Origin of the sequence: Duganella sp. 3397, assembly GCF_031456625.1 — a bacterium.
In the GTDB taxonomy this organism is placed as follows: domain Bacteria; phylum Pseudomonadota; class Gammaproteobacteria; order Burkholderiales; family Burkholderiaceae_D; genus Rugamonas; species Rugamonas phyllosphaerae.
Genome location: NZ_JAVDVB010000008.1, coordinates 16,919 through 37,693 on the forward strand (window position 1 = coordinate 16,919; position 20,775 = coordinate 37,693).

At 62.2% G+C, this 20,775-nt stretch carries 21 protein-coding genes and 1 other RNA gene; 13 read left to right on the forward strand and 9 right to left on the reverse strand.

Annotated elements, in window-relative coordinates; translation table 11 throughout:
• Positions 1–59 precede the first annotated feature (59 nt).
• On the forward strand, positions 60–1,283 hold the full coding sequence (locus tag J2X54_RS22360; RefSeq protein ID WP_310183920.1) for an aminotransferase class I/II-fold pyridoxal phosphate-dependent enzyme: 1,224 nt from the start codon (positions 60–62) through the stop codon (positions 1,281–1,283).
• Positions 1,284–1,441: 158 nt separating this feature from the next.
• Here the strand turns inward: J2X54_RS22360 and J2X54_RS22365 are convergent, their stop codons facing one another.
• Together J2X54_RS22365 and J2X54_RS22370 are read right to left on the reverse strand one after the other, a co-directional pair.
• Entirely contained in the window at positions 1,442–1,720 is a 279-nt protein-coding gene (locus tag J2X54_RS22365) for a flagellar protein FliT (protein ID WP_310183925.1), read from the reverse strand.
• A 173-nt stretch (positions 1,721–1,893) separates the two neighbouring features.
• The gene (locus tag J2X54_RS22370) at positions 1,894–2,721 is read right to left on the reverse strand and encodes an HDOD domain-containing protein (protein ID WP_070251674.1); all 828 of its coding nucleotides are present in this window, start codon (positions 2,719–2,721) and stop codon (positions 1,894–1,896) included.
• Between the two features lie 232 nt (positions 2,722–2,953).
• Between J2X54_RS22370 and J2X54_RS22375 the strand changes: the two genes are divergently transcribed.
• Positions 2,954–3,145 (forward strand): CsbD family protein, encoded by a 192-nt coding sequence (locus J2X54_RS22375; protein ID WP_019921742.1) that lies wholly within the window; start codon positions 2,954–2,956, stop codon positions 3,143–3,145.
• A gap of 63 nt (positions 3,146–3,208) precedes the next feature.
• Here J2X54_RS22375 and J2X54_RS22380 read toward each other — a convergent pair whose 3' ends face one another.
• Both J2X54_RS22380 and J2X54_RS22385 read right to left on the reverse strand, forming a co-directional pair.
• A complete protein-coding gene (locus J2X54_RS22380; RefSeq protein WP_310183931.1) occupies positions 3,209–5,434 on the reverse strand; it encodes a S9 family peptidase in 2,226 nt (741 codons plus the stop codon).
• A 138-nt stretch (positions 5,435–5,572) separates the two neighbouring features.
• Complete coding sequence (locus J2X54_RS22385; RefSeq protein WP_310183933.1) at positions 5,573–6,964, reverse strand: MATE family efflux transporter; 1,392 nt, start codon at positions 6,962–6,964, stop codon at positions 5,573–5,575.
• 147 nt (positions 6,965–7,111) lie between these two features.
• Here J2X54_RS22385 and J2X54_RS22390 point away from each other — a divergent pair, with 147 nt between their 5' ends.
• Complete coding sequence (locus tag J2X54_RS22390) at positions 7,112–8,053, forward strand: DnaJ C-terminal domain-containing protein (RefSeq protein ID WP_310183935.1); 942 nt, start codon at positions 7,112–7,114, stop codon at positions 8,051–8,053.
• A gap of 2 nt (positions 8,054–8,055) precedes the next feature.
• On the forward strand, positions 8,056–8,373 hold the full coding sequence (locus tag J2X54_RS22395) for a chaperone modulator CbpM (RefSeq protein WP_229255215.1): 318 nt from the start codon (positions 8,056–8,058) through the stop codon (positions 8,371–8,373).
• On the opposite strand, the gene J2X54_RS22400 is transcribed toward J2X54_RS22395, so the two are convergent.
• Positions 8,351–9,427 carry a LysR family transcriptional regulator gene (locus tag J2X54_RS22400; protein WP_310183940.1) on the reverse strand — a complete coding sequence of 359 codons (1,077 nt, stop codon included), beginning with the start codon at positions 9,425–9,427 and terminating at the stop codon, positions 8,351–8,353. The two genes, J2X54_RS22395 and J2X54_RS22400, sit on opposite strands and share 23 nt — an antisense overlap.
• Before the next feature lie 114 nt (positions 9,428–9,541).
• Between J2X54_RS22400 and J2X54_RS22405 the strand changes: the two genes are divergently transcribed.
• The 4 genes from J2X54_RS22405 (at position 9,542) to pncB (ending at position 13,190) form a co-directional block, all read left to right on the forward strand.
• Entirely contained in the window at positions 9,542–10,153 is a 612-nt protein-coding gene (locus J2X54_RS22405) for an FMN-dependent NADH-azoreductase (protein WP_310183943.1), read from the forward strand.
• 123 nt (positions 10,154–10,276) lie between these two features.
• A complete protein-coding gene (locus tag J2X54_RS22410; protein WP_310183946.1) occupies positions 10,277–11,140 on the forward strand; it encodes an isochorismatase family protein in 864 nt (287 codons plus the stop codon).
• A gap of 7 nt (positions 11,141–11,147) precedes the next feature.
• Positions 11,148–11,915 carry a hypothetical protein gene (locus J2X54_RS22415; protein ID WP_310183949.1) on the forward strand — a complete coding sequence of 256 codons (768 nt, stop codon included), beginning with the start codon at positions 11,148–11,150 and terminating at the stop codon, positions 11,913–11,915.
• A gap of 72 nt (positions 11,916–11,987) precedes the next feature.
• On the forward strand, positions 11,988–13,190 hold the full coding sequence (pncB, locus tag J2X54_RS22420; protein ID WP_070246105.1) for a nicotinate phosphoribosyltransferase: 1,203 nt from the start codon (positions 11,988–11,990) through the stop codon (positions 13,188–13,190).
• A gap of 112 nt (positions 13,191–13,302) precedes the next feature.
• Here the strand turns inward: pncB and J2X54_RS22425 are convergent, their stop codons facing one another.
• Genes J2X54_RS22425 through J2X54_RS22435 form a run of 3 tightly spaced genes read right to left on the reverse strand, consistent with a single transcriptional unit; the run spans position 13,303 to position 14,635 of the window.
• Positions 13,303–13,605 (reverse strand): hypothetical protein, encoded by a 303-nt coding sequence (locus J2X54_RS22425; protein ID WP_070246104.1) that lies wholly within the window; start codon positions 13,603–13,605, stop codon positions 13,303–13,305.
• Positions 13,606–13,637: 32 nt separating this feature from the next.
• Positions 13,638–13,937, reverse strand: a complete 300-nt coding sequence (locus tag J2X54_RS22430; RefSeq protein ID WP_310183951.1) for an antibiotic biosynthesis monooxygenase family protein — start codon at positions 13,935–13,937, stop codon at positions 13,638–13,640.
• Between the two features lie 50 nt (positions 13,938–13,987).
• Positions 13,988–14,635 (reverse strand): TetR family transcriptional regulator, encoded by a 648-nt coding sequence (locus tag J2X54_RS22435; protein WP_310183952.1) that lies wholly within the window; start codon positions 14,633–14,635, stop codon positions 13,988–13,990.
• 383 nt (positions 14,636–15,018) lie between these two features.
• Here J2X54_RS22435 and ssrA point away from each other — a divergent pair.
• The 5 genes from ssrA (at position 15,019) to J2X54_RS22460 (ending at position 20,113) form a co-directional block, all read left to right on the forward strand.
• Positions 15,019–15,379, forward strand: a transfer-messenger RNA (tmRNA) gene (ssrA, locus tag J2X54_RS22440).
• A gap of 430 nt (positions 15,380–15,809) precedes the next feature.
• Positions 15,810–16,661, forward strand: a complete 852-nt coding sequence (locus J2X54_RS22445) for a helix-turn-helix transcriptional regulator (protein WP_310183954.1) — start codon at positions 15,810–15,812, stop codon at positions 16,659–16,661.
• 261 nt (positions 16,662–16,922) lie between these two features.
• Complete coding sequence (locus J2X54_RS22450) at positions 16,923–19,229, forward strand: TonB-dependent siderophore receptor (protein ID WP_310183957.1); 2,307 nt, start codon at positions 16,923–16,925, stop codon at positions 19,227–19,229.
• Between the two features lie 79 nt (positions 19,230–19,308).
• A complete protein-coding gene (locus tag J2X54_RS22455; RefSeq protein ID WP_310183959.1) occupies positions 19,309–19,722 on the forward strand; it encodes a hypothetical protein in 414 nt (137 codons plus the stop codon).
• A complete protein-coding gene (locus J2X54_RS22460) occupies positions 19,709–20,113 on the forward strand; it encodes a hypothetical protein (RefSeq protein ID WP_310183960.1) in 405 nt (134 codons plus the stop codon). Before J2X54_RS22455 ends, J2X54_RS22460 begins: the two co-directional genes overlap by 14 nt.
• 79 nt (positions 20,114–20,192) lie before the next feature.
• On the opposite strand, the gene J2X54_RS22465 is transcribed toward J2X54_RS22460, so the two are convergent.
• Entirely contained in the window at positions 20,193–20,687 is a 495-nt protein-coding gene (locus tag J2X54_RS22465; RefSeq protein ID WP_310183963.1) for a PEP-CTERM sorting domain-containing protein, read from the reverse strand.
• Positions 20,688–20,775 lie beyond the last annotated feature (88 nt).

The window sequence follows — 20,775 nt, forward strand, 5'->3', positions numbered from 1 at the left end:
GAACTGGGGTATAGTTATCGACGCTTTCGAGCCTCGCCTTCCCATTTTGAAAGAGCCCCATGACTGCAGCCGACCTTCCATCCCAGGACCAACAACAGTACCAAGCGTTCAAGCAACTCGGTCTCAAACTCGATATGTCACGTGGCAAGCCATCGCCCGAGCAGCTCGACCTGTCGAACGCCTTGCTCGAGGCCGTGCACGGCTACAAGGCCGCTGACGGCACCGACGGCCGCAACTACGGCGGCACGGTTGGCCTGCCGGAGGCGCGCGCATTGTTCGGCGAATTGCTGGCCGTGCCGGCCGCGCAGGTGGTGGTCGACAGCAGCGCCAGCCTGTCGCTGATGCACGACGTCATCGTCTATGCCCTGTTGAACGGCACGCCCGGCAACGCGCCGTGGGTGCGCGAGCCGGTGACCTTCCTGTGCCCGGTACCGGGCTACGACCGCCACTTCGCCATCTGCGAAACGCGCGGCATCAAGATGATCAACGTGCCGATGAACGACGATGGTCCGGACATGGACCTGGTGGAAAAACTGGTGGCCGAGGACGCCAGCATCAAGGGCATGTGGTGCGTGCCGAAGTACAGCAACCCGGGCGGCGTGGTGTATCCCGACGCCGTGGTGCAGCGCCTGGCCGCGATGAAAACCGCCGCTCCCGACTTCATCCTGATGTGGGACGACGCCTATCGCTTCCACCACTTGGGGGCGCAAAAGCTGGAGGTGCAAGATATCCTCAAAGCGTGCGCCGCCGCCGGCAACCCGGACCGTGCGTTCGTGTTCGCCTCCTCGTCGAAAGTGACCTGGGCCGGTTCGGGCATCGCCGCGCTGGCGTCGTCGCCGGCCAATATCGCCTGGTGGACCAAGCTTGCCGGCATCCGCAGCATCGGCCCGGACAAGATCAACCAGCTGCGCCACGTGCGCCTGCTGAAAGACCTGCCGACCGTGGAAGCGCTGATGGAACAGCACGCGGCCCTGCTGAAGCCGAAGTTCGACGCGGTACTGGCGCAATTCGAAGAGTACCTGGGCAATGTGCCGGGCGTGAGCTGGACCCGTCCGCAAGGCGGCTACTTCATCGACCTGGTGACGCCGGACGGCGCCGCGAAACGCACGGTGGCGCTGGCCAAGGAAGCGGGCATCACCCTCACGCCAGCCGGCGCGGCCTTCCCGTATGGTAACGATCCGAAAGACCGCCACATCCGCATCGCCCCGAGCTTCCCGTCGCTCGACGAAATCACCCAGGCAGCCCAAGGCATCGCCCTGTCCCTGCGCGTCGCCCTCGCATAAGACTTCGGGGTCAGTGCCGACATTCGGACACGAGCGCATCAATTTGCTGACCAGTGCGGTGCAAATAAGTTCAAAAATGTCCGAATGTCGGCACTGACCCCGAAGTAGGGGTGAAAAAAAAGCGCCGGGTGGGCGCTTTTTTGTTGGGCTGGCTGGTTTTACTGGCGGGCCATGCCGGGGATGGTGTTCATCCAGGGATCGGCCAGGTCGCGGATTTCGCGGTCGTTGGCCAGGATTTGTTTGAGCAGGTCGATCTTGCGCAGGCGTGGTGCGCCTTCCATTGGCGGTACGCCGGTGGCCGTGGCGCGCGCGGCGCTGGCGCAGCGGGCTTCCAGTTTGCCGACGCCATCCCAGTCGCCCATGCGCGCGGCGGCAGCCATCTGGGTGCTCAGGCCGGCAATGTTTTCGTACATCGAGAGGACTTCGGAAGTGTTCATCAGCTCACCAGGATAAGTTGCGAGATTAAGACGGATTACCGCATGTCTTGATTAACGTCCGCTTAAACGGGAACTTGAGGGCAAAATCAAAATAATTTGAAAAAAGATGAAAAAAAAGCTGCCGGACCGAAATCAGGCAGCTTTGGCGGCGAAACAGTGCGAAATATTGTCGCTTACTTCACCAATTCTTCCAGGCCTGCGGACAGTTCGTCCGGTGACGGCATGTCGTCGATCAGGGCGTCGTCTTCCAGGCCCAGTTCTTCGGCCAGCTCGGTCGGGTAGCAGGCGGTGATTTCTTCGGCCGTGAGGCCGGCCTGTTCCACGCGGGCGCGCCAGGCGGCCAGCGACACCACCGCTGCCAGGCGGTTGAGCTCGCCATCCTTGTGCGGCTCGGGGAAGGCCATGATGGTTTCAGCGAAGGTTTCCGGGAATTTCCAGCGGCGGGCCAGTTCGGCGCCGACGTCGGCGAAGGTGTAGCCGAACGAGGCCACTTCGGCGTCCAGGCGGCGCGAGTCCATCGGACCGGCCACTTTATCGAGGGCCATGGCCTTTTCCGGCATGGCCGAGTGGATCACCAGTTGGCCGATCGCGTGCATCATGCCGATGGTGAAGGCGAGGTCGGTGTTTTCGCGGGTTTTCTTGGCGATCCACTTGGCCGAGACCGCCGTGTGCAGGCTGTAGCGCCAGAATTGCTTGAGGTCGAGGCCGGGCACGGTCTTGAAACCGCTCACCAGGCCGGAGCTGATAACGAGCGTACGCACCGTGACGAAACCGAGCATCAGCACCGCATCTTCCACCGTGCCGATGCTGCGCGAGACATGGTAGTAGGCCGAGTTGGCCAATCGCAGCAGCTTGGCGCTCAGCACCGGGTCCGTCGACAGCTTCTTGGCGATCTCCTCGGTGGAGACGCTGGCCTTGTCAAAGCTGCTGATCAGTTCTTCGACGACTTTCGGGGCGGTAGGCAACGCGGTCGGATTCTGGAACAGTGCATCAAGTTTCATCTGGGATCTCCTGGGTGTTCGTCGTTGTTAGCACGTTGCTATGGGTTAACTATATAGCGATTCGCCATCAGAAAGAAGCCTTTTGCACCCGACCGTATCTTTTCTGTCGCCCACGGTTTTACATTCTTGGTGAGTGACCGCACAGAAGCTCGACCATGACCGGCCTATAGTGAAACCCATGCACACAACGTTGTGTGTCCGGTAGCTTCAACATTGACCCAAGGAGTGCATCATGAACGAAGATCAAGTCAAAGGTAAGGCGAAGGAAATCGGCGGCAAAATCCAGGAAGGCGCCGGTAAAGTAGTCGGCTCTTCGGAACAGCAGGCCAAGGGCCTCAACAAGCAAGCCGAAGGCAAGCTGCAAAAGAACGTCGGCGACGCCAAAGAAGCCATTGACGACACCCTCAAGGGCAACCGCAACTAAGCCACGCTTGGGATGCAGGTAAAACAAGGGCCGCAATCGCGGCCCTTTTGACGTCTGTCTACATTACTTGGTGGGTTCCGGCATCAGGTTCTTCTTGAAGAAGGCCTCGATCATGCCATACACGTGGCGCTGCGGCACCTTGCCCGAGATACCGTGCTTGGCGCCCGGGTAGGTCATCAGGTCGAACTGCACGTTGCGCGCCACCAGCGCATCGATCATGCGCGTGGTGTTAGTGAACAGCACGTTGTCGTCGGCCATGCCGTGCACCAGCAGCAGCTTCGATTTCAAGCCATCGACGTGCGAGAACACGCTGCCCGACTTGTAACCGGCCACGTTCAGCTTCGGCGTGCTCATGAAGCGCTCGGTGTAGTGGGTGTCGTACAGCGACCAGTCGGTCACCGGCGCCACCGACACGCCCATGGCGATCTTGTCCGAACCCTGCGACAGCAGGCGCAGGGTCATGAAGCCGCCGTAGCTCCAGCCGAACACGCCGATGCGCTTCGGATCGATAAAGCTCTGCTTGCTCAGCCACTCGATGCCGGTCAGCTGGTCTTCCACTTCGGCGCGGCCCATGTCGAGGTAGATCGGGTCGGTGAACGCGCGCTCGCGGCGGCTCGAACCGCGGTTATCGAGGCGCCACACCACGAAGCCCTGCTGCGCCATGTACTGGTCGAACAGGTTGCCCCACTTGCGCGCGACATGCTGCGCGCCCGGGCCGCCGTAGGTGGACAGAAACACCGGGTACTTTTTGGCCGGATCGAAGCCGGATGGCTTGGTGATCGAGTAGTACATGGTCTGGCCGTCTTTCGACTTGATGGTGCCGTATTCGGGGCGCAGGTGGGCGTCCAGGTATTTCGCGTACGGGTGGCTGGCGTTCAGCTCATTGTGCTCGAGCCAGCTGATCATGGTGCCGTCGGGCCGGCGGATGCTCACCTGGGGCGGCGTGCTTGGATCGGAGTAGGTATCGACGAAGACTTCGCCATTGCCGGCAAAGTTGGAATCGTGCCAGCCGTCGCCTTGGGTGATGCGGGCAGGCTTGTCGGCGCTGGAGCCGTCGAGCCTGAGCGCGTAGGTCTGGCTGTCGGTCACCGCGTCGCGGTTCGACTGCACGAACACGCGACCGGCTTTCTCGTCCACGGCCAGCACGCGGTCCACGCCCCATTCGCCGCTCGAGATCGGATGCAGCAGCTTGCCATTCATATCGTACAGGTACAGGTGCTTGCGGCCCGTGCGTTCCGACGACCACACAAAACCCTTGCCTTTGGCCAGGAAGCGCAGATCGTCGAAGATATCGACCCAGGTTTTCGAGGTTTCGGTGACCAGCACGCGCTGCGCCAGCGTGGCGGCATCGACCGAGATCAGTTCGAGTTTTTTCTGGTCGCGGCTCTGGCGCTGGAACAGCAGCGCTTTGCTGTCGCTGCTCCAGTCGGCGCGCACCAGGTAGATATCCTGTTCGCTGCCAAGGTCCACATTGCGAATCGCGCCGCCGGCAGGCGAGACGATCTTCAGTTGCACGGTGGCGTTCGGGTCGCCGGCGGCCGGGTAGCGCTGGTCGATCACGTCGGTACGGTCGGCATAGATCTCGAAGCGGCGCACCACCGGCACCTGCGCTTCGTCGTAGCGCTTGAAGGCGATGGCCGAGTCGTCCGGCGCCCAGTAGTAGCCGGTGGTCTGGTGCATTTCTTCCTGCGCCACGAACTCGGCCTCGCCGTTGTGGATGGTGCCGGCGCCGTCGCTGGTCAACTGGCGCTCGGCGTTGGTAGTCAAGTCGATCACGAACAGGTTCTGGTCGCGCACGAACGAGAGGTAGCGGCCCTTGGGCGAGATCTTCGGATCGAGCACATTGCCCTTGGCGACCAGGCGCGCGGCGTCGGGTTTGGCGGCGTCGATCAGGTACAGGTTGCCGGCGATCGGCACCAGCAGCTGCTTGCCGTCCGGCGACCAGCTGTAGTTGAGGATGCCCTTGAGGGCGGCGGTGCGGGCGCGTTCGCGGCGCGCTTTTTCGGCGTCGGACAGGTTCTCTTCCGGCACCAGGGTTTTCGAATCGACCAGGCGCTGGGTCGATTTGTTCTTCAGGTTATATTCCCACAGGTCGAGCTGGAACTGGTTGTCGTCGCGGCCCTTGAGGAAGGTGACGCGCGCGCCGTCCGGCGAGACCTTCAGGTTGCGTACGCCAGGGCCGCTGAGCGACGGGTCGGAGTGGATGCGGTCCAGGGTAAGTTTCTCGGCGGTGGCGTGGCCACCGGCAAGCATTGCACACAGCGTGATTGGTGCGAGAATAAAGCGCATGAAGAATGTCTCGGAAATTATGCAATCCGTGACGATACCAGACTGACTCACTGCTGGCGAGGTAGCAATGTTCTGAATAAGACGGTCAATACCGTTGATAGTTTGGTGCGGTTTTGGCGAACCGCACCACCGTGGTGATCAGGCCGGCGCCGTCTTTACACGCGCCAGCGAAAGTCGTTGCAGGGCCCAGCTCAGCAGCACCGCAGCCACCGTCAATCCCACCACCAGGCCGATCCAGAAACCGGACGCCGCCATCGGCTGCGCCGGCGCGAACGGCAGCCATTGCGGCGCCAGGCCCAGCCAGCAGCCGATCGGCAGTGCGAAGCCCCAGAACGCCGTCACCTGGATCACCATCGGCTGGCGCGACACCTTGTAGCCGCGAATCGCGCACGACGCCGCCACCTGGGTGGAATCCGATAACTGGAACAGCGCGGCAAACAGCAGCAGGTGCGCACACAGCTCCTGCACCGCCAGGTCCGACGTGTAGGCGCGGGCGATCTGGTAGCGGAACAGCACGATGAAGATGGCCGAGAGCACGCCGAACGCCAGCGACATCCACACGCCCACCCACGAAATGAAGCGCGCCCGCGCCGGTTCGCCTTCGCCCATCGCCTGGCCCACGCGGGTAATCAGGGCAATGCCAAAGCTGAGCGGCACCATGAACACCAGCGAGGTGAAATTGAGCGCGATCTGGTGCGCCGAAATCGGTATCACGCCGTAGCGCGCCACCAGCAGGCTCACTGCGCCGAACGCGCTGACCTCGGCAAAATAGCTGATGCCGATCGGCACACCGAGGCGCAGCATCGAGGCGATCTCGGGCCAGTGCGGGCCTTCCCAGTGCGAAAACGGATACGTGGCGCGGTAGGCCGGCGCGCGTCGGATCCACAGCAGCATGGCCGCGAGCATCAGCCACATGCACAGCGCGGTGGACACGGCGCAACCGACGCCGCCCAGTGCCGGCAGCCCCCAGTTGCCGAACACCAGCAGCCAGTTGACGAACACATTGAACAGCAGGCCCAGGATGGCGATCGCCATCACCGGCCGCGTCTCGTTGATGCTGGTGCTGTAGCCGTACAAGGCGCGGTAGGCTGCAAACGGCGGCAAGCCGAAGCTGATGATGTGGACGAACAGCTCGGCCTGGTGCTGCACGTGCGGGGTCAGGTACAGGTGGTCGAACAGCAGCGTGGCCAGGTTGGCCAGCGCCATGGCGATCACGCCCACGCCCAGCGACTTCCACAACGACTGCCGTACCGCGTGCGGCACCCGCGCCAGCTGGCCGGCGCCGATGTCGTGCGCGACGATGCTGTTAATCGCCATCATGGTACCGCTGACGGTGACCAGGATGATCGACCAGATCGAAGCGCCCAAGGAGACGGCCGCCAGCTCGTCGGCGCTGGTGTGGCCTGTCATGGCCACGTCCGCCACGCCCATGCCGACGGTGGCCAGCTGGCCGATCAGCATCGGCCAGGCCAGTTGCCACAGCGAGATGACTTCGGCGCGGATATTACGAACGGTGAACGTGTGCTGCATGGAAACCTGCCAGATGGGAGAAACCCTTGATTTTACTGTGAGACACACCAACTTGCGGATTATCATTTGCATCACGAACTCACTGCCCCCTCAAACTGCGCTAGACTGCTTTTCAGGATAGCGGGCAGCCCATACAGGAGCATCAAGGTGGAATACAAGGATTATTACCAGACCCTCGGCGTGGCCAAGACGGCCTCCGAAGACGAGATCAAGAAGGCCTACCGCAAGCTGGTCCGCAAGTATCACCCGGACGTCAGCAAGGAAGCGGACGCGCAAAAGAAAACCCAGGAGCTCAACGAAGCCTACGGCGTGCTCGGCGACGCCGAAAAGCGCGCGGCCTACGACGACCTCGGGCGCGGCCAGCAATTCCGCGCCGGCCAGGAATTCCGGCCGCCACCGGGCTGGGGCGGTGGCGGCGGCCGTGCCGGTGGGGCAGGGGGCTTTGGGGGCGGCGCCGATCCCAACGACTTTTTTTCCGACCTGTTCGCCAATTTCGGCAACGGCGGTGGTCGCCGGCGCCAGGCCTACCAGCCGCAAAAGGGCGACGATACCCACGCCAGCATCACCATCGACCTGTCCGACTCGTACACGGGCGCCACCCGCAAGATCAGCCTGATGGTGGCCGAGCGCGACGAGCACGACCGCATTCACACGCGCGAGCGCACGCTCAGCGTCAACATTCCGAAAGGCGTGACGGCCGGCCAGCAGCTGCGCCTGAGCGGCCAGGGCCAGAATGGCGAAGCGGGGCCGGGCGACCTGTACCTGGAAATCCAGTTCAGCGCCAACGCCCGCTACCGCATCGACGGCCGCGACGTCTATCAGACAGTGCCGGTGGCGCCGTGGGAAATGGCGCTGGGCGGCGAGATCGAGGTGACCACGCCATCGGGCAAGGTCAACGTGACGGTGCCGGCCGGCTCGCAAACCGGCCGCAAGCTGCGCCTGCGCGGACGCGGCATTCCGGGCAAGGAAGCGGGCGACCTGTACCTGCTGCTGGAAGTGGCGCTGCCGCCGGCTGCCACCGATAAAGCCAAAGAACTGTATCAGCAGATGGCGCGCGAGATGGCGTTCAATCCGCGCGCGGGAGGATGAGCATGGCAACGAGCAATGAAACCATCGTCACCGCGGTGGTGATCGACGAAGTGGCCCTGACCCTGGACGAACTGGCGCACGCGTGCGCGGTCGAGCCGGGCTGGGTGGTGCAGCGGGTGCGCACCGGCGTGCTGCTGGAAACCGCGCCGGACGATCACTCGGTATGGCGCTTCACCAGCGCCGACCTGGTGCGTGCGCGCCGCCTGTGGCAGATCGAGCGCGACTTCGAGGCCAACGACGACGTTGCAGCGCTGGTGGTGGACCTGACCGAAGAAATCTCGCGCCTGCGCCAGAAACTCAACGCTGCCGGAGTGCGATAGGCGCTGGCGCCGCCGGGGTTGTCAGCAACTCAGGGGGCGCATCGGCCATCGGCGGCAGCGGGCCATCCTGCGCAGCATTACCCAGCCGGTAAAAATGCGCCGGCGCTTCCTGCGCATGGTGTGGTTGCGCGTGCGCGGCGGAGTCGGCCTCGTGGCCCGCGTGTTCGAGATCGAGAAACTGCTGCATCAGCCAGCGCGTGGCCGGCCCCGGCTCCTCGTCGCCACGGCGGATCACGTACAGCGGGAAGCTGAACGAGCTGCCTTCGGCGACGTCGAGCTGCACCAGGCGGCCCGCGTCCAGGTCCCACTGCACGAATTCCACCGGCATGTTGCCCCAGCCGATGCCGCTGCGCAGCAGCGCGTGCTTCGAGCTCAAGTCGCCTAGGCGCCAGTCGCGCAGCGCCATCACGCCGAAGTCCTGGCCTTTGGTCAACGTGCTGCGGTCGGTGAGCACCAGTTGCGTGTGCTCGCGCAGTACCGCGCTCGGAATCTTGCCCTGGATCTGCGCCAGCGGATGGTCGGGCGCGGCCACCGGCACCATGGTGACATAGCCGCAGCTCTGGCGCTCGATGGTATCCGGCGTGCCCGGCATCCAGCCGCTCACGCCGATCTTGCACGTTCCCTCCATGACCAGTTGGGTGACCGCGCCCAGCGCCTCGGTGCGCAAGCGCATGGAGACCGTGGGGAACTCCTTCTGGAACGCGTGCAGGATGCGCACCAGCTTGCAAGTGGAAAACATCACATCGACCACCACCGACACTTCCGCCTCCAGCCCCGAAGACATGGCCTTGGCGCGCGCGCGCATGCCATCGACCTTGAGCGAGACGGCGCGGGCGTCGGCCAGCAGCGCCTTGCCCGCCTCGGTCAGCACCGGCTTGCGCTTGCTGCGGTCGAGCAACTCGATATTGAGCTGTTCTTCCAGGTTGGCGATGGTGTAGCTGATCACCGACTGGGTGCGGTGCAGCGCCCGCGCCGCGTGGGCAAAGCCGCCATGGTCGATGACGGCGATGAACACGCGTAGCTGGTCGAGGGAGGGGAGGCCGGGGTCGCGCATGGTGTCAGTCCTTATATCTACAATATCGATAGATATCATTGAAACTTAGTGTATTTCCTCGATACTAAACCCGATCTATGATGGATGCAACTCACCACTTACCAGGAGCCCATCATGGCAACCATTCTTCATATCGATAGCAGCGCACGTCAAACCGGTTCCCTGTCGCGCCAGTTGGGCGCCGAACTCGTGGCCAAACTGCAGGCCACCAACCCGGCCGCCACCGTGGTCCGCCGCGACGTGGCCCAGAACCCGCTGCCGCACATCACCGAACAGCTGATCGGCGCCTTCTTCACCCCGGCCGAGCAGCGCAACGCCGACCAGGCTTACGCCATCAAGACCTCCGACGCCCTGGTCGATGAACTGTTCGCTGCCGACACGATCGTCATCGGCACGCCGATGTACAACTTCTCCGTCGCGTCGACCCTGAAAGCCTGGATCGACCACATCGCCCGCGTCGGCCGCACCTTCCAGTACGGCGCCAACGGCCCCGAAGGCCTGGTCACCGGTAAAAAAGTCTATGTCGTCGTCGCCAGCGGCGGCGTGTACAGCAGCGGCCCTGCCGCCGGCTACGACCACGTGACCACCTACCTGGCCGCTGCGCTGGGCTTCATCGGCATGACCGACGTAACGTTCATCCGCGCCGAAGGCGTGTCCATGGGCGAAGCGGCCGTGGCCGACGCCATCGCCAACGCGCGCAGCCAGATCGCCGCCATCGCCGGCTAAGTTCCACCAGGCTTTATCGATGCAAGCTCCGCTCGGCGGAGCTTCGTCGTTGGCGCGCCACAAGTCTGCAAGGCTGGCAGCCGGTCCGGGATATGATGGGGACTACCCGTTACGGAGCCCTGCATGAAACGCCACCTGCACCTGTTGATCATCGACCCGCAAAACGATTTTTGCGACCTGCCGCCAGCCTATTTACCGGTGCATCCGGTCACCGGCGCCGCGCGCGCTCCGGCCTTGCCCGTGCCTGGCGCCCACGCCGACATGCAGCGCCTGGCCAGCCTGATCAATCGCGGCCGCGACGGCATCACCGCCATCAGCGTCACGCTCGACTCGCACCACCGCTTCGACATCGCCCATCCCACTTTCTGGACCGCCGGCGACGGCCAGCCGGTGACGCCCTTCACCGAAATTACCGCCGCCCAGGTGCGCGCCGGCCAGTACCTGCCGCGCGATGCGGCCGGCCTGGGCCGCGCACTGAACTACCTCGACCGCCTGGAAGCCGCCGGGCGCTACAAGCTCATGGTCTGGCCCGTGCACTGCGAAATCGGCAGCTGGGGCAACAACGTCCACGACGACGTGCGCACCGCCTACAACGCCTGGGAGGACAGCCAGCACAAGATGGTGACCAAGCTGGCCAAAGGTTCCAATCCGTGGACCGAACATTACTCGGCCGTGATGGCCGAAGTGCCGTACGACGACGACACCGCCACGCAATTCAACACCGCCTTCGTGGCAGCGCTGGCCGCCGCCGACACCATTTACGTGGCAGGAGAGGCCGGCAGCCACTGCGTAAAAGCCACGGTCGAACACATCGCCGACCATTTCGGCACCGATGCTGCGAAACTGGTGCTGGTCACCGACTGCATCAGCCCGGTTGCCGGCTTCGACGCCCAGTACCAGGCCTTCCTGCAGGCGATGGCCGCGCGCGGCGTACGGCTGATGCAGTCGGGCGACGTGCTGCCCGAACTGCTGGCCAACGCTAGCTGACGCTGCGATGATCACCCGGCGCCAGCTGCTGGCCGCCTCGGCTGCGCTGCCCATCGCGGGGCACGTGGCCGCTGCTGCGCCGGCGTCGGACGTGCTGCGGTTCGTGTTCTCGCGTCCGCACGACAACCCGCGCACCCAGTGGCTGATCCGCGTGTACACCCAGCTCACCACCGAGCTGGGGCTGGGCTTCGACTTCGTCGAGGTGCCGCCCAAGCGCGCCACCGCGATGGTGCTCAGCGGCGAGGTCGATGGCGAGCTGGGCCGCACCTTCGATTACCAGTTGCTGTACCCGAGCCTGGTACGGGTGCCCGAGCCCAACAACGCGGTGCGCTTTGCCGCCTACGCCACCCGCCCAAGCCTGCGCTTCGATACCTGGCAGGCACTGCGCGCCGGCGGCATCCAGTGCGAATACCGGCTCGGCATCGTCGAACTCGAACACATGCTGCTGCGCGAACTGCCGGCCAGGCAAGTATCGACCATTGCCACCATCGCCCAGGGCGTGAAGAAATTGCAGCTGGGGCGCACCGACCTGTACTTCGACGTCGAGGAAGCGGTGAGCGATTACCTGTATTTTCTCGGCGCCGAGCAGCGCAAGGCCGCCAGTGCCATGCGCCAGGCCGGCGTGGTGCTGGCCACCACCGGCCACGCCTACCTCAATTCGTCGCGGGCGGCGCTGGCGGGGCCCATGGCCGCCGGCCTGGCCCGCCTCAAGCGCCAGGGCGATGTGCAGCGGCATTTGCTGGCCAGCCTGGCTGCCTACAAAGCCAGGCTGTAACAGGTGGACAACGTTCCCGGCCGTGATCGCGTAAGATCATGGACACAAGCAATTTGGAGACCCACAGACACCATGAAGCAGCCCATCGTCCGCAGCCTGCTGGAGACAGATTTATACAAATTCACCATGTGGCAGGCCCTGCTGCATGGCCATCCGAACGCCCACACCGAGTACGAATTTGTATGCCGTAACCAGACCGCCTATCCGCTGACGGAATTGATCGAGGAAATCGAGCGCGAGCTCGACCACCTGTGTTCGATGAGCTTCCGCGACGAAGAACTCGATTTCCTGCGCGCGCTGCGCTACATCAAGAGCGATTTCGTCGACTTCTTGACCGTGTTCCGCTTCCAGCGCAAGTTCATCGACGTGCGTGCCGACGCCGCCTCCAATACGCTGGTGATCCACGCGGCCGGTCCTCAGGTGCACGTGATGGGCTTCGAGATTTATGTGCTGTACATCGTCAACGAGCTCTACTTCCGCCGCTTCGACCAGGACGCTGCGCTGGCCGAGGGCCGCCAGCGCCTGGGCGCCAAGATCGCCTTGTTAAAGGAATTCGGCCAGACCGAGCCGCAGCGCCTGAACCCGTTCGAGTTTTCCGACTTCGGCGTGCGGCGCCGCTTTTCCGGCGCCTGGCACGACGAGGTGGTGCAGCGCCTGTCGCGCGAAGTGCCCGAGTATTTCAAGGGCACGTCCAACGTGTACCAGGCGATGAAGTTCGACCTGGTGCCGATCGGCACCATGGCGCACGAATACATGCAATCGTTCCAGGCGTTCGGCGTGCGGCTGCGCGATTTTCAGAAGGCGTCGCTCGAAGCGTGGGTGCAGGAATACCGCGGCGACCTGGGCGTTGCGCTGACCGACGTGGTGGGAATGGATGCGTTCCTGGACGACTTCGACCTGTATTTTGCCAAGCTGTTCGACGGCCTGCGCCACGATTCGGGCGACCCGGTCGTGTGGGGCGAAAAGGCGCTGGCCCATTACACCGCGCTGCGCATCGACGCCAAGACCAAGCGCCTGGTATTTTCGGACAGCCTGAACCTGGAAAAAGCGATGTCGCTGTACCGCCATTTTGCCGACCGCATCATGACCGGCTTTGGCATCGGCACTCATCTGACCAACGATGTGGGCCTGGCGCCGCTCAATATCGTCATGAAGCTGGTGGCCTGCAACGGCCAGTCGGTGGCCAAGCTGTCCGACTCGCCGGGCAAGACCGTGTGCAAGGACGAGACTTTCCTCGCGTACTTGCGGCAGGTGTTTCACCATCCTGCCGCATAAGAGGAAGACCTGGAGCGCTTAACATGACCTTCAGGGCAAGGCGCAACGACGAAGACAGTACGCAAGTACGGCGCGGAGCGGCAACGAAGCCATGGAGGTTTTGTTACGCGCTCTACGCCGCGCGGGCGCCGAAAGTGGCGATAATGGCGTCGGCCTGCTCCTGCTGCTCATCTTCGTAGATGTCGATGGTGAGCATGGCGCCGTTGCGCTCGCGCGCGTGCTCGGCAGCGTCCGGGCCGCCCGGGGTCAGGTTGTCGAGCAGGTGGCTGACGGTGCTGGTGGCGCCGTTTTGCGGCAGCGGCTTGTGACGGGTGAGGGTCACGCTGGCCGGTGGAAAACCCTTGGCCAGCAAGGCGGTGCGCGCGCTTTCGGCGTCCGTGACTTCCGTAAAATTGCGGTGGATGGTGCGTGTCATGAAGCCTCCGTGTAGTGATTGGGTGATGGGGCTTAGAAGCCGTCCACCACGGTTGCGAAATGCTCCACCTTGGGCGGCCGCGCAAAGTGGTCGCCCACCAGCGCGCGCCAGGCATGGAAATCCGTGCTCTCGCGAAAATCGACGGTGTGGTTTTCGAGCGTTTCCCAGCCGATCACCAGGTGATAGGTATCGGGGGTTTCGATATCGCGATCGAGGCGCATCGACACGCAACCCTTGGCGCCCCGGAACAGCGGCACGGCTTCGGCAACGCCAGCCTGGAAGGCGGTGTGCGACTCGGGCTTGACATAGATTTCGGCGACTTCGTAAATCATGGATTTCCTTGCCTGGTGGAGAGGATCCTATTGTGCCTCAAGTCGCGTATTTACGTCTGTGCGTCCGGCGCCGCTGGTGTGCGCAGGATGAAGCGCAGCGCCTGGCGCGCCAGCTCGGGCACATCGGCGCCCGCGTCGGGCTTGTACCACTGCACCGTCCAGTTGAGTGCGCCGAAGATCAGCAGCCGGTCGAACTGCGACGGCGTCATCCATTCGCCCGACTGGTGCAGCGCCACGATGGCGCGATCCCACACCGCCTCGTAGCGGTCCTTGAGCGCCACCACGCGCGAACGCGACGGCTCGTCGAGCGAGCGCCATTCGTACAACAGCACGGCAATATAGTGGTGGTCAGGTGCGAGCAGGGTATGCAGGTGCGCCTCGACCAGCTGCGACAGGATCTGGCAAGGCGGCAGCGGCTGCTGGCCAATGCGTTCGATGTCGGCCAGCGCCTGCTCCATGCCGTGTTCCATGATGGCGGCCAGGATATCCTGCTTGGACTTGAAGTGATAAAACCAACTGCCCGCCTGCACGCCGGCCGCCGCCGCGATATCGCGCACGGTGGTGTTTTCGTAACCTTTTGCGCGGAACAGCACGGCCGACTTCTCGATCAGCTCCGCGCGCAACCCCCCGCCTTCTCCCTTGAGTGGCCGGCCCCGTTTTTTCGGGCGGGATGCGTCGATGACGTCTGGGAGTCGCATAGGTGAAAAATCGATCATGAGAGTCGTGTCACCGTTGATTCTAATGCAGGCAATCACGAACCAATCAACAATCCGCGTGATTTTGACGCTTTTATTCTGGAAGTTGATCAGTTTGTGTTGCGTTGCAACAGCCAACTGCGCAGTCCACGCTCGTTGCCAAGTATGAGGGGAGGCGGGATCGGGTCGTGGCCCCGATCCCGCAGGAAGATGGTGCCGGTATATTTCCCGACCGCCGGCGCCGGTAGAAGCGCCCCGTAGAGCGCTAATGAGTCGTTCCATGTGAGAACTGAAGCCATCATAGCGACCGATTGTGACGGGCGTTTGACGCGGTGACGTGTGGTGAGTGCGTTCGTGGTCAAAGTGGGGTAGAATCACAAGTCTGTGGGGACGACCTGGTTTCGACGTGGGTTGCAAAGCAGAGCAGGGCATACCGAGGGCGGGCTACCTCGTAAATACAACCTGAAAAAACTTAACTGCAAACGATAACTCGTACGCACTGGCAGCTTAATTGCTGTTAGCTCCACAACACCTCGTCCCTGGGGTGGGCCGTTAAAAGCTGTGGAGTCATTTACAGGGACTCGCGCTGTGAGGGGTCACTTCAATCAGCGCTAAATCTAAGGTGAATCGCTAGTCCAAAACGTGCACGTCCGTGTTGTACTGGTTAAATTAAATGATAGTGCTAAGTATGTAGAACTGTCTGTGGAGTGCTTGCGGACGCGGGTTCGATTCCCGCCGTCTCCACCAAAAAACACTTTAATTCAAGGAGTTATGAAAATTAGGTGGTCAGTGAATGGGGTTTTCTGGGCTGTTAGGGCATCGGAATGACAACATAATAACAGCATCGTTTTCAGGTTCTTGAAGACTCGGTAAAAGAGAAGGCCTGCCAACAAGCGGGCCTTTTCTTTTGGAGAGCAACTCCGCTCGCGCTCGACCGATGACTTGCGGCCCAACTGCCGGCTGCCATACCGTCGCGCAATCATCCCCGGCCTTATCGCCCATCTGCCTGGCCGCTCGAGTAGCAACATGCCGCTACCGGCAACTCCGCCGTTCGATCGACAGTGTTCCCTAACCACTACCTCCTGCCCGGGTCATGGCTGGACGGCATCAAGAAATTTGGTCATAATATTTTTCAAACAGGCCAATGCCTTATCTTTCATCCGAGGTTCTGCACATCATGTCGAGCATTGCTGTCACCGATCTCTCTGTCTCTGGGCACATCGACAGCGTCTCGCGCCCCGTTGTGGCCTTGAGCGCAACATCGGTAGCAAAGGACTGGGAACATGCGAGGCATCGGCACCGCAAGGCGCAACTGATCTACTCCGCGCGCGGCATCCTCACCTGCGAAATCGAAGACGGCGTATGGATCGTGCCGCCGCAGTGCGCCATATGGATACCTGGAGAGGTGGTCCACTCGTCACGCGGGGCGGGTGAAACGGAATGCTATTGCCTGTTTGTCGAGCCTGACGCCGCACCGGACCTTCCCAAAACCTGTTGCACTATTTCGGTATCGCCATTGCTGCGCGAGTTGCTGCTGAAGGCGGCCGGTGTTCCTGAGTTATACACGCTGGGAGGGCGGGAGGAGCGGCTGCTTGCGACTTTGCTCGATGAGTTGGTGGCGGCGCCGGTGGAAGACCTGCATCTGCCCATGCCGCGCGACCTCCGATTGCGCCGCCTCGCAGAAATGATGCTGGCCAACCCAACGGACAAAACCTCGAAGGCCGATTGGGCGACCCGCATCGGCATGAGCGAGCGAAGCATGAGCCGTCTGCTGTTGCACGAAATCGGCATGAGCTTCGGGCGCTGGCGTCGGCAACTGCATGTGATTCTTGCGCTTCAACGTTTGACCAAGGGTGACAGCGTGCAAACGGTGGCGTTGGAACTTGGGTATGAAAACGCCAGCGGGTTCGTCACCATGTTCCGCAAGGCGGTGGGCAAGCCCCCGGCACGCTACCTCTCGGATCGCACGAGCGGCGCGGAGCTTGCTCCCGTGCCCGGCATCCTGCTCCCCGACGGCATCTCAATCTGACTGTGGCAGGCGGTCTTGCCCCGAGACCGGCGACAGCGGTCTCCCGCCCTCTGTCCTACCAGGCACGCCGGTCTGGCGCAGCCGGTCCACGTTGGCAACCGGCCGCGTTGTAATATCAGGCCAAAGTATTACTCAATACGGCCAGATTGCGTGAACTGAGCGCGGTTGGCCTGAATGAATAACAATCTGTCCTGATTTCGCTATTTGCTCAGCTTCTCCGCATTGTTAAATAAGACATCTAAATGCAAATGAGTCTTATTTATGTCTATCGTCACAGCTGCTGGGAAGTTCCGTTGGTCAATCGATGTGCGCGCAGATGCCGCCCTCCATCCTCATCTGGACGGGGCGTCCAAGGGCGCCACCTGGAGCCCGCCCCGCACCGTGCTGGGCTCGGCAGTTGCGGCGGCAGTTCTCCTTGCCGGGCAGGGCGCATTCGCCGCCGAGTCAGCGCAGATACAAACCAGGGCAGCGGAGACGTCAGAGGAAGTAGCCTTGCCTGCCATCACGGTAATGGGCCGCATGGAGCCGGCGACCACCGAAGGTACCGGCTCCTACACCACGGGCCAGACGGCAGCGGCGACGCACCTGCCGCTGTCGCTGCGGGAAACACCACAGTCGGTGACGGTGATCACGCGCCAGCGCATGGACGACCAGCAACTGAATTCCGTGCAGGGCGTGTTGGAGAACACCACGGGCGTCTCGTCGTACCAATCCGACAGCGACCGGACGAGTTTCTATTCTCGTGGTTTCTTGATCAACAACTTACAGTACGACGGCATACCCACCGAGGTCGGCAACATCATCAATGGAAGCGGTATCGGTTCTATCGATACGGCGTTCTACGATCGTGTCGAGGTCGTGCGCGGCGGCTCCGGTTTGCTCACCGGCACCGGCAATCCCTCGGCCGCCATCAACCTGGTGCGCAAACGACCGACCCGTGAATTCTCGGCAGCCGTCTCGCTTGGTGCGGGAAGCTGGGACACCTACCGGGGCATGGGCGACATCTCGACGCCGTTGAGCGAGGACGGCAGCATCCGCGCGCGCATGGTGGGGACGTACCAGGACGGACACTCGTACATCGACGGCTACAAGCCGAAGAGGAAGGCGTTCTACGGCATCGTCGAGGCGGATCTGACACCAGGCACGACGGTGAGCCTGGGCTATGATTACCAGGACATCACGCCGAAGGGTTCCACCTGGGGCGGTATGCCTTTATGGTTCAGCGACGGCACGCAGGCGCAGTATGCCCGCTCCGCGAACTACGCGCAGGACTGGAGCCATTGGGACAACACGCTCAAGACGGCATTTGCCGGGATCGAACACCGCTTCGACAACGGCTGGAACCTGCGGGGCATCGCCAACCAGTACCGCACGCAATACGGTGCCGAACTGCTAGGCCTGATCGGCCGCCCCGATCGCGCCACGGGATTGGGCACTTTTCCCAACGGGGCCTATCCGGTGGCACTGGCGTTCGACGGTCGCAGCCGCCAAAACAGCGTCGACGTGATGGCGACCGGCCCGATCGAACTGCTGGGGCGCCGACACGACCTGGTGGTGGGGGCGACGAGTTCGCGCCGCACGGCCAGTCAGGATGCCGCGCCATTCTCTCTTGGCTTTACCCCGGTCAATGTCTATGACCTGAGCCCGGCCTATCCCCGCCCTGACTTCGATGCCATGGCTTGGGTACCGACCCGCACCCGAATCAAGCAGAGCGGTGTATACAGCGCAGCCCGGTTTTCGCTGGCCGACCCTCTGAAACTCATCGTCGGCGGCCGCTTCAGCAATGTCGAAATCGACGACGCCGCCGGCGGCACGTCTTTGCACTACAAGAAGAACGGGAAATTCACACCGTATGCCGGGTTGGTCTACGACATCGACAAGACCTATTCGGCCTACGCCAGCTACACGGGCATCTTCAATCCGCAAACCGACTATCGGGACAGCAAGGGCAACGTGCTCACGCCGTCAAACGGAAAAACCGGAGAAATCGGCCTCAAAGGCGCTTACCTGGACGGGCGCCTGAATGCCTCGGTGGCCTGGTTCAGGACCCAACTGGACAACGCGGCACAGATGGTCGCCGGAACCTTTACGCCAGCCGGCGCCCAGGCCTATCAAGGCGCCGATGGGACGAAGTCGCGCGGGATCGAACTGGACTTGCAGGGCGAATTGGCGCGTGACTGGAACATCTACGCCGGTATCGCCTACTTCACCGCGCAAGACGGCGCTGGCGTCCGCTTGAATTCGCAGCTACCGCGCACCACGGCCCAGCTTTTCACCACCTGGCGGTTGCCCGGCGGGTGGAGCAAGTTGTCGCTCGGTGGCGGCGTCAAATGGCAAAGCCGCTTTTACCAGGCGCCCAACACTGGCACCAGTTCCTTGGGTGGGGAACAAAATTCCTTTGCGCTGGGATCACTGATGGCGCAATACGCGATCACGCAGAAGACCAGCCTGGCCGTCAACCTCAACAATTTGTTCGACAAGAAGTACGCGCTCCAGAAGGGCGATTTCGACACCGTCACTTATGGCGCACCACGCAACGTGATGGTGACGCTGAACTACCGGTATTGATTTGCCCCTACATCCATTGATTATCGAGAAAGTTCCTATGCCCCTTCAGTCCCCCATTAACCCCACCCAAGACCTGGCCATGCCCAACGCAAACAAGGTCGCCCTGTTCTGGTTGACGACAGCGGCCGGCGCCGTGCTGTTTGTAACCTTCCAATTGTTCTTCTATGTAAACGACTTTGTGAGGGCGCATGGCGCGACACCGGCGATTACGTTCGAGCCCGACATACTGTGGATGTTTTCCGCGTTCTATGGTTGCTGGATCGTCACGGTACTTGTCGCATTGATCGGAACCCGGACGGCCCTGTGGGTAGTCCTGGTCCTCGGCAGTTTGATGGTCTTCCTCAATACCCTCGGGGGGATCGCCGACGGCTTGCGCGACGGCTGGCACATTGCCTTCTCGGCAGTATTCTTCATCACGTTACCCGGCGTGTTCTCCATTGCGGCCACCTGGCGCCGCATCAAAAGCAAAGGCAACAACCATGTCTATCAATAGTTCCAACTTCCCCTTGGTCTGGATGAATTTTACGCAAGAACCAGGACATGATCCCCAAAAAGACTTCGACGAATTCGAGGCCAATTTGCAGCGGGGAGAGCCCTTCGTGCTCCTGACCGATACCGTACCTGCTGAAGACCACGAGCACTCGCCGGAAGACAATAAACGCAGCGCGCTCTGGATGAAAAAGCACAAGGTTCAATTGCGAAAGCTGGTTCTGGCAGCGATCATGATCGAACCCAACGCGGCCAAACGTCTTGGCTTCAAGGCCTTTGCGGTGGTTTTTGCCAAGTTCTGGGGCTACCCTCTGCTGCTTGCCGCTACACGCGAGCAGGCAATGGAGATGGCCGGAGAACTGCTCGCCAAGGATGGCATGTCATCGCACGGATAGCTCGCTGCCGATGTTTTTGGATGAAAAAAAGCCGCGCTCCGAAGAACGCGGCTTCAAATACCACCCTCCGATTAAACCATCAACCCCGACGCCGGCGACGTAACATCAAGCCCATCAACCCCAGTCCCGCCAGCATGGCCGCGTACGTCTGCGGCTCCGGCACCGCGCTCAGGTTGGTGACGTTGAGCGTGTAAGCGCCCGTGCCTTCGTATTCGGTCAGGGCGAACGTGCCCAGCTTGAACACCGGGCTGTCTTCCGGCCCGGAATACAGTTGCGGGCCATCGGTGACCAGCAACGGGTTACCCAGGTAGAAGTCTTCGATCACCAGTCCTCCGCCCGATGCCGCCGAGAAGAAGGTGATATCGGCAATCGAGAAGATCGCGTCAGGGAATCCTTCCACGTCATACACCAGGAAACCCACGCCGTCTTGCGACACGTCCGGCGTCACATTCGAGTCCAGGGTCCACTGGGCACTGTAGTCCCCCGTGACAGTGAATTGATACAGCGCTGCGTTTGCCGCCCCGGTCCACAGCAGTGCTGCGGAAATGGCGACCTGGCTCAGGAGACGTTTCACATTCATCGGACTACCTCTCATTGAAAGACTATGGTGGAAGTACTTGGCGTGCCGCAAATGATGCACTGCGGTATTGTAATATTAGCAT

What these genes read in the sequence shown, in the direction of transcription:
- J2X54_RS22430 (WP_310183951.1), bottom strand. Translation starts at nt 13,937, where the DNA reads ATGATTTACGAAGTCGCCGAAATCTATGTCAAGCCCGAGTCGCACACC.
- J2X54_RS22365 (WP_310183925.1), bottom strand. Translation starts at nt 1,720, where the DNA reads ATGAACACTTCCGAAGTCCTCTCGATGTACGAAAACATTGCCGGCCTG.
- J2X54_RS22460 (WP_310183960.1), top strand. Translation starts at nt 19,709, where the DNA reads ATGTCTATCAATAGTTCCAACTTCCCCTTGGTCTGGATGAATTTTACG.
- J2X54_RS22385 (WP_310183933.1), bottom strand. Translation starts at nt 6,964, where the DNA reads ATGCAGCACACGTTCACCGTTCGTAATATCCGCGCCGAAGTCATCTCG.
- J2X54_RS22400 (WP_310183940.1), bottom strand. Translation starts at nt 9,427, where the DNA reads ATGCGCGACCCCGGCCTCCCCTCCCTCGACCAGCTACGCGTGTTCATC.
- J2X54_RS22435 (WP_310183952.1), bottom strand. Translation starts at nt 14,635, where the DNA reads ATGCGACTCCCAGACGTCATCGACGCATCCCGCCCGAAAAAACGGGGC.
- J2X54_RS22415 (WP_310183949.1), top strand. Translation starts at nt 11,148, where the DNA reads ATGATCACCCGGCGCCAGCTGCTGGCCGCCTCGGCTGCGCTGCCCATC.
- J2X54_RS22370 (WP_070251674.1), bottom strand. Translation starts at nt 2,721, where the DNA reads ATGAAACTTGATGCACTGTTCCAGAATCCGACCGCGTTGCCTACCGCC.
- J2X54_RS22450 (WP_310183957.1), top strand. Translation starts at nt 16,923, where the DNA reads ATGTCTATCGTCACAGCTGCTGGGAAGTTCCGTTGGTCAATCGATGTG.
- J2X54_RS22395 (WP_229255215.1), top strand. Translation starts at nt 8,056, where the DNA reads ATGGCAACGAGCAATGAAACCATCGTCACCGCGGTGGTGATCGACGAA.
- J2X54_RS22380 (WP_310183931.1), bottom strand. Translation starts at nt 5,434, where the DNA reads ATGCGCTTTATTCTCGCACCAATCACGCTGTGTGCAATGCTTGCCGGT.
- J2X54_RS22445 (WP_310183954.1), top strand. Translation starts at nt 15,810, where the DNA reads ATGTCGAGCATTGCTGTCACCGATCTCTCTGTCTCTGGGCACATCGAC.
- J2X54_RS22375 (WP_019921742.1), top strand. Translation starts at nt 2,954, where the DNA reads ATGAACGAAGATCAAGTCAAAGGTAAGGCGAAGGAAATCGGCGGCAAA.
- J2X54_RS22360 (WP_310183920.1), top strand. Translation starts at nt 60, where the DNA reads ATGACTGCAGCCGACCTTCCATCCCAGGACCAACAACAGTACCAAGCG.
- J2X54_RS22425 (WP_070246104.1), bottom strand. Translation starts at nt 13,605, where the DNA reads ATGACACGCACCATCCACCGCAATTTTACGGAAGTCACGGACGCCGAA.
- J2X54_RS22455 (WP_310183959.1), top strand. Translation starts at nt 19,309, where the DNA reads ATGCCCAACGCAAACAAGGTCGCCCTGTTCTGGTTGACGACAGCGGCC.
- J2X54_RS22410 (WP_310183946.1), top strand. Translation starts at nt 10,277, where the DNA reads ATGAAACGCCACCTGCACCTGTTGATCATCGACCCGCAAAACGATTTT.
- pncB (WP_070246105.1), top strand. Translation starts at nt 11,988, where the DNA reads ATGAAGCAGCCCATCGTCCGCAGCCTGCTGGAGACAGATTTATACAAA.
- J2X54_RS22405 (WP_310183943.1), top strand. Translation starts at nt 9,542, where the DNA reads ATGGCAACCATTCTTCATATCGATAGCAGCGCACGTCAAACCGGTTCC.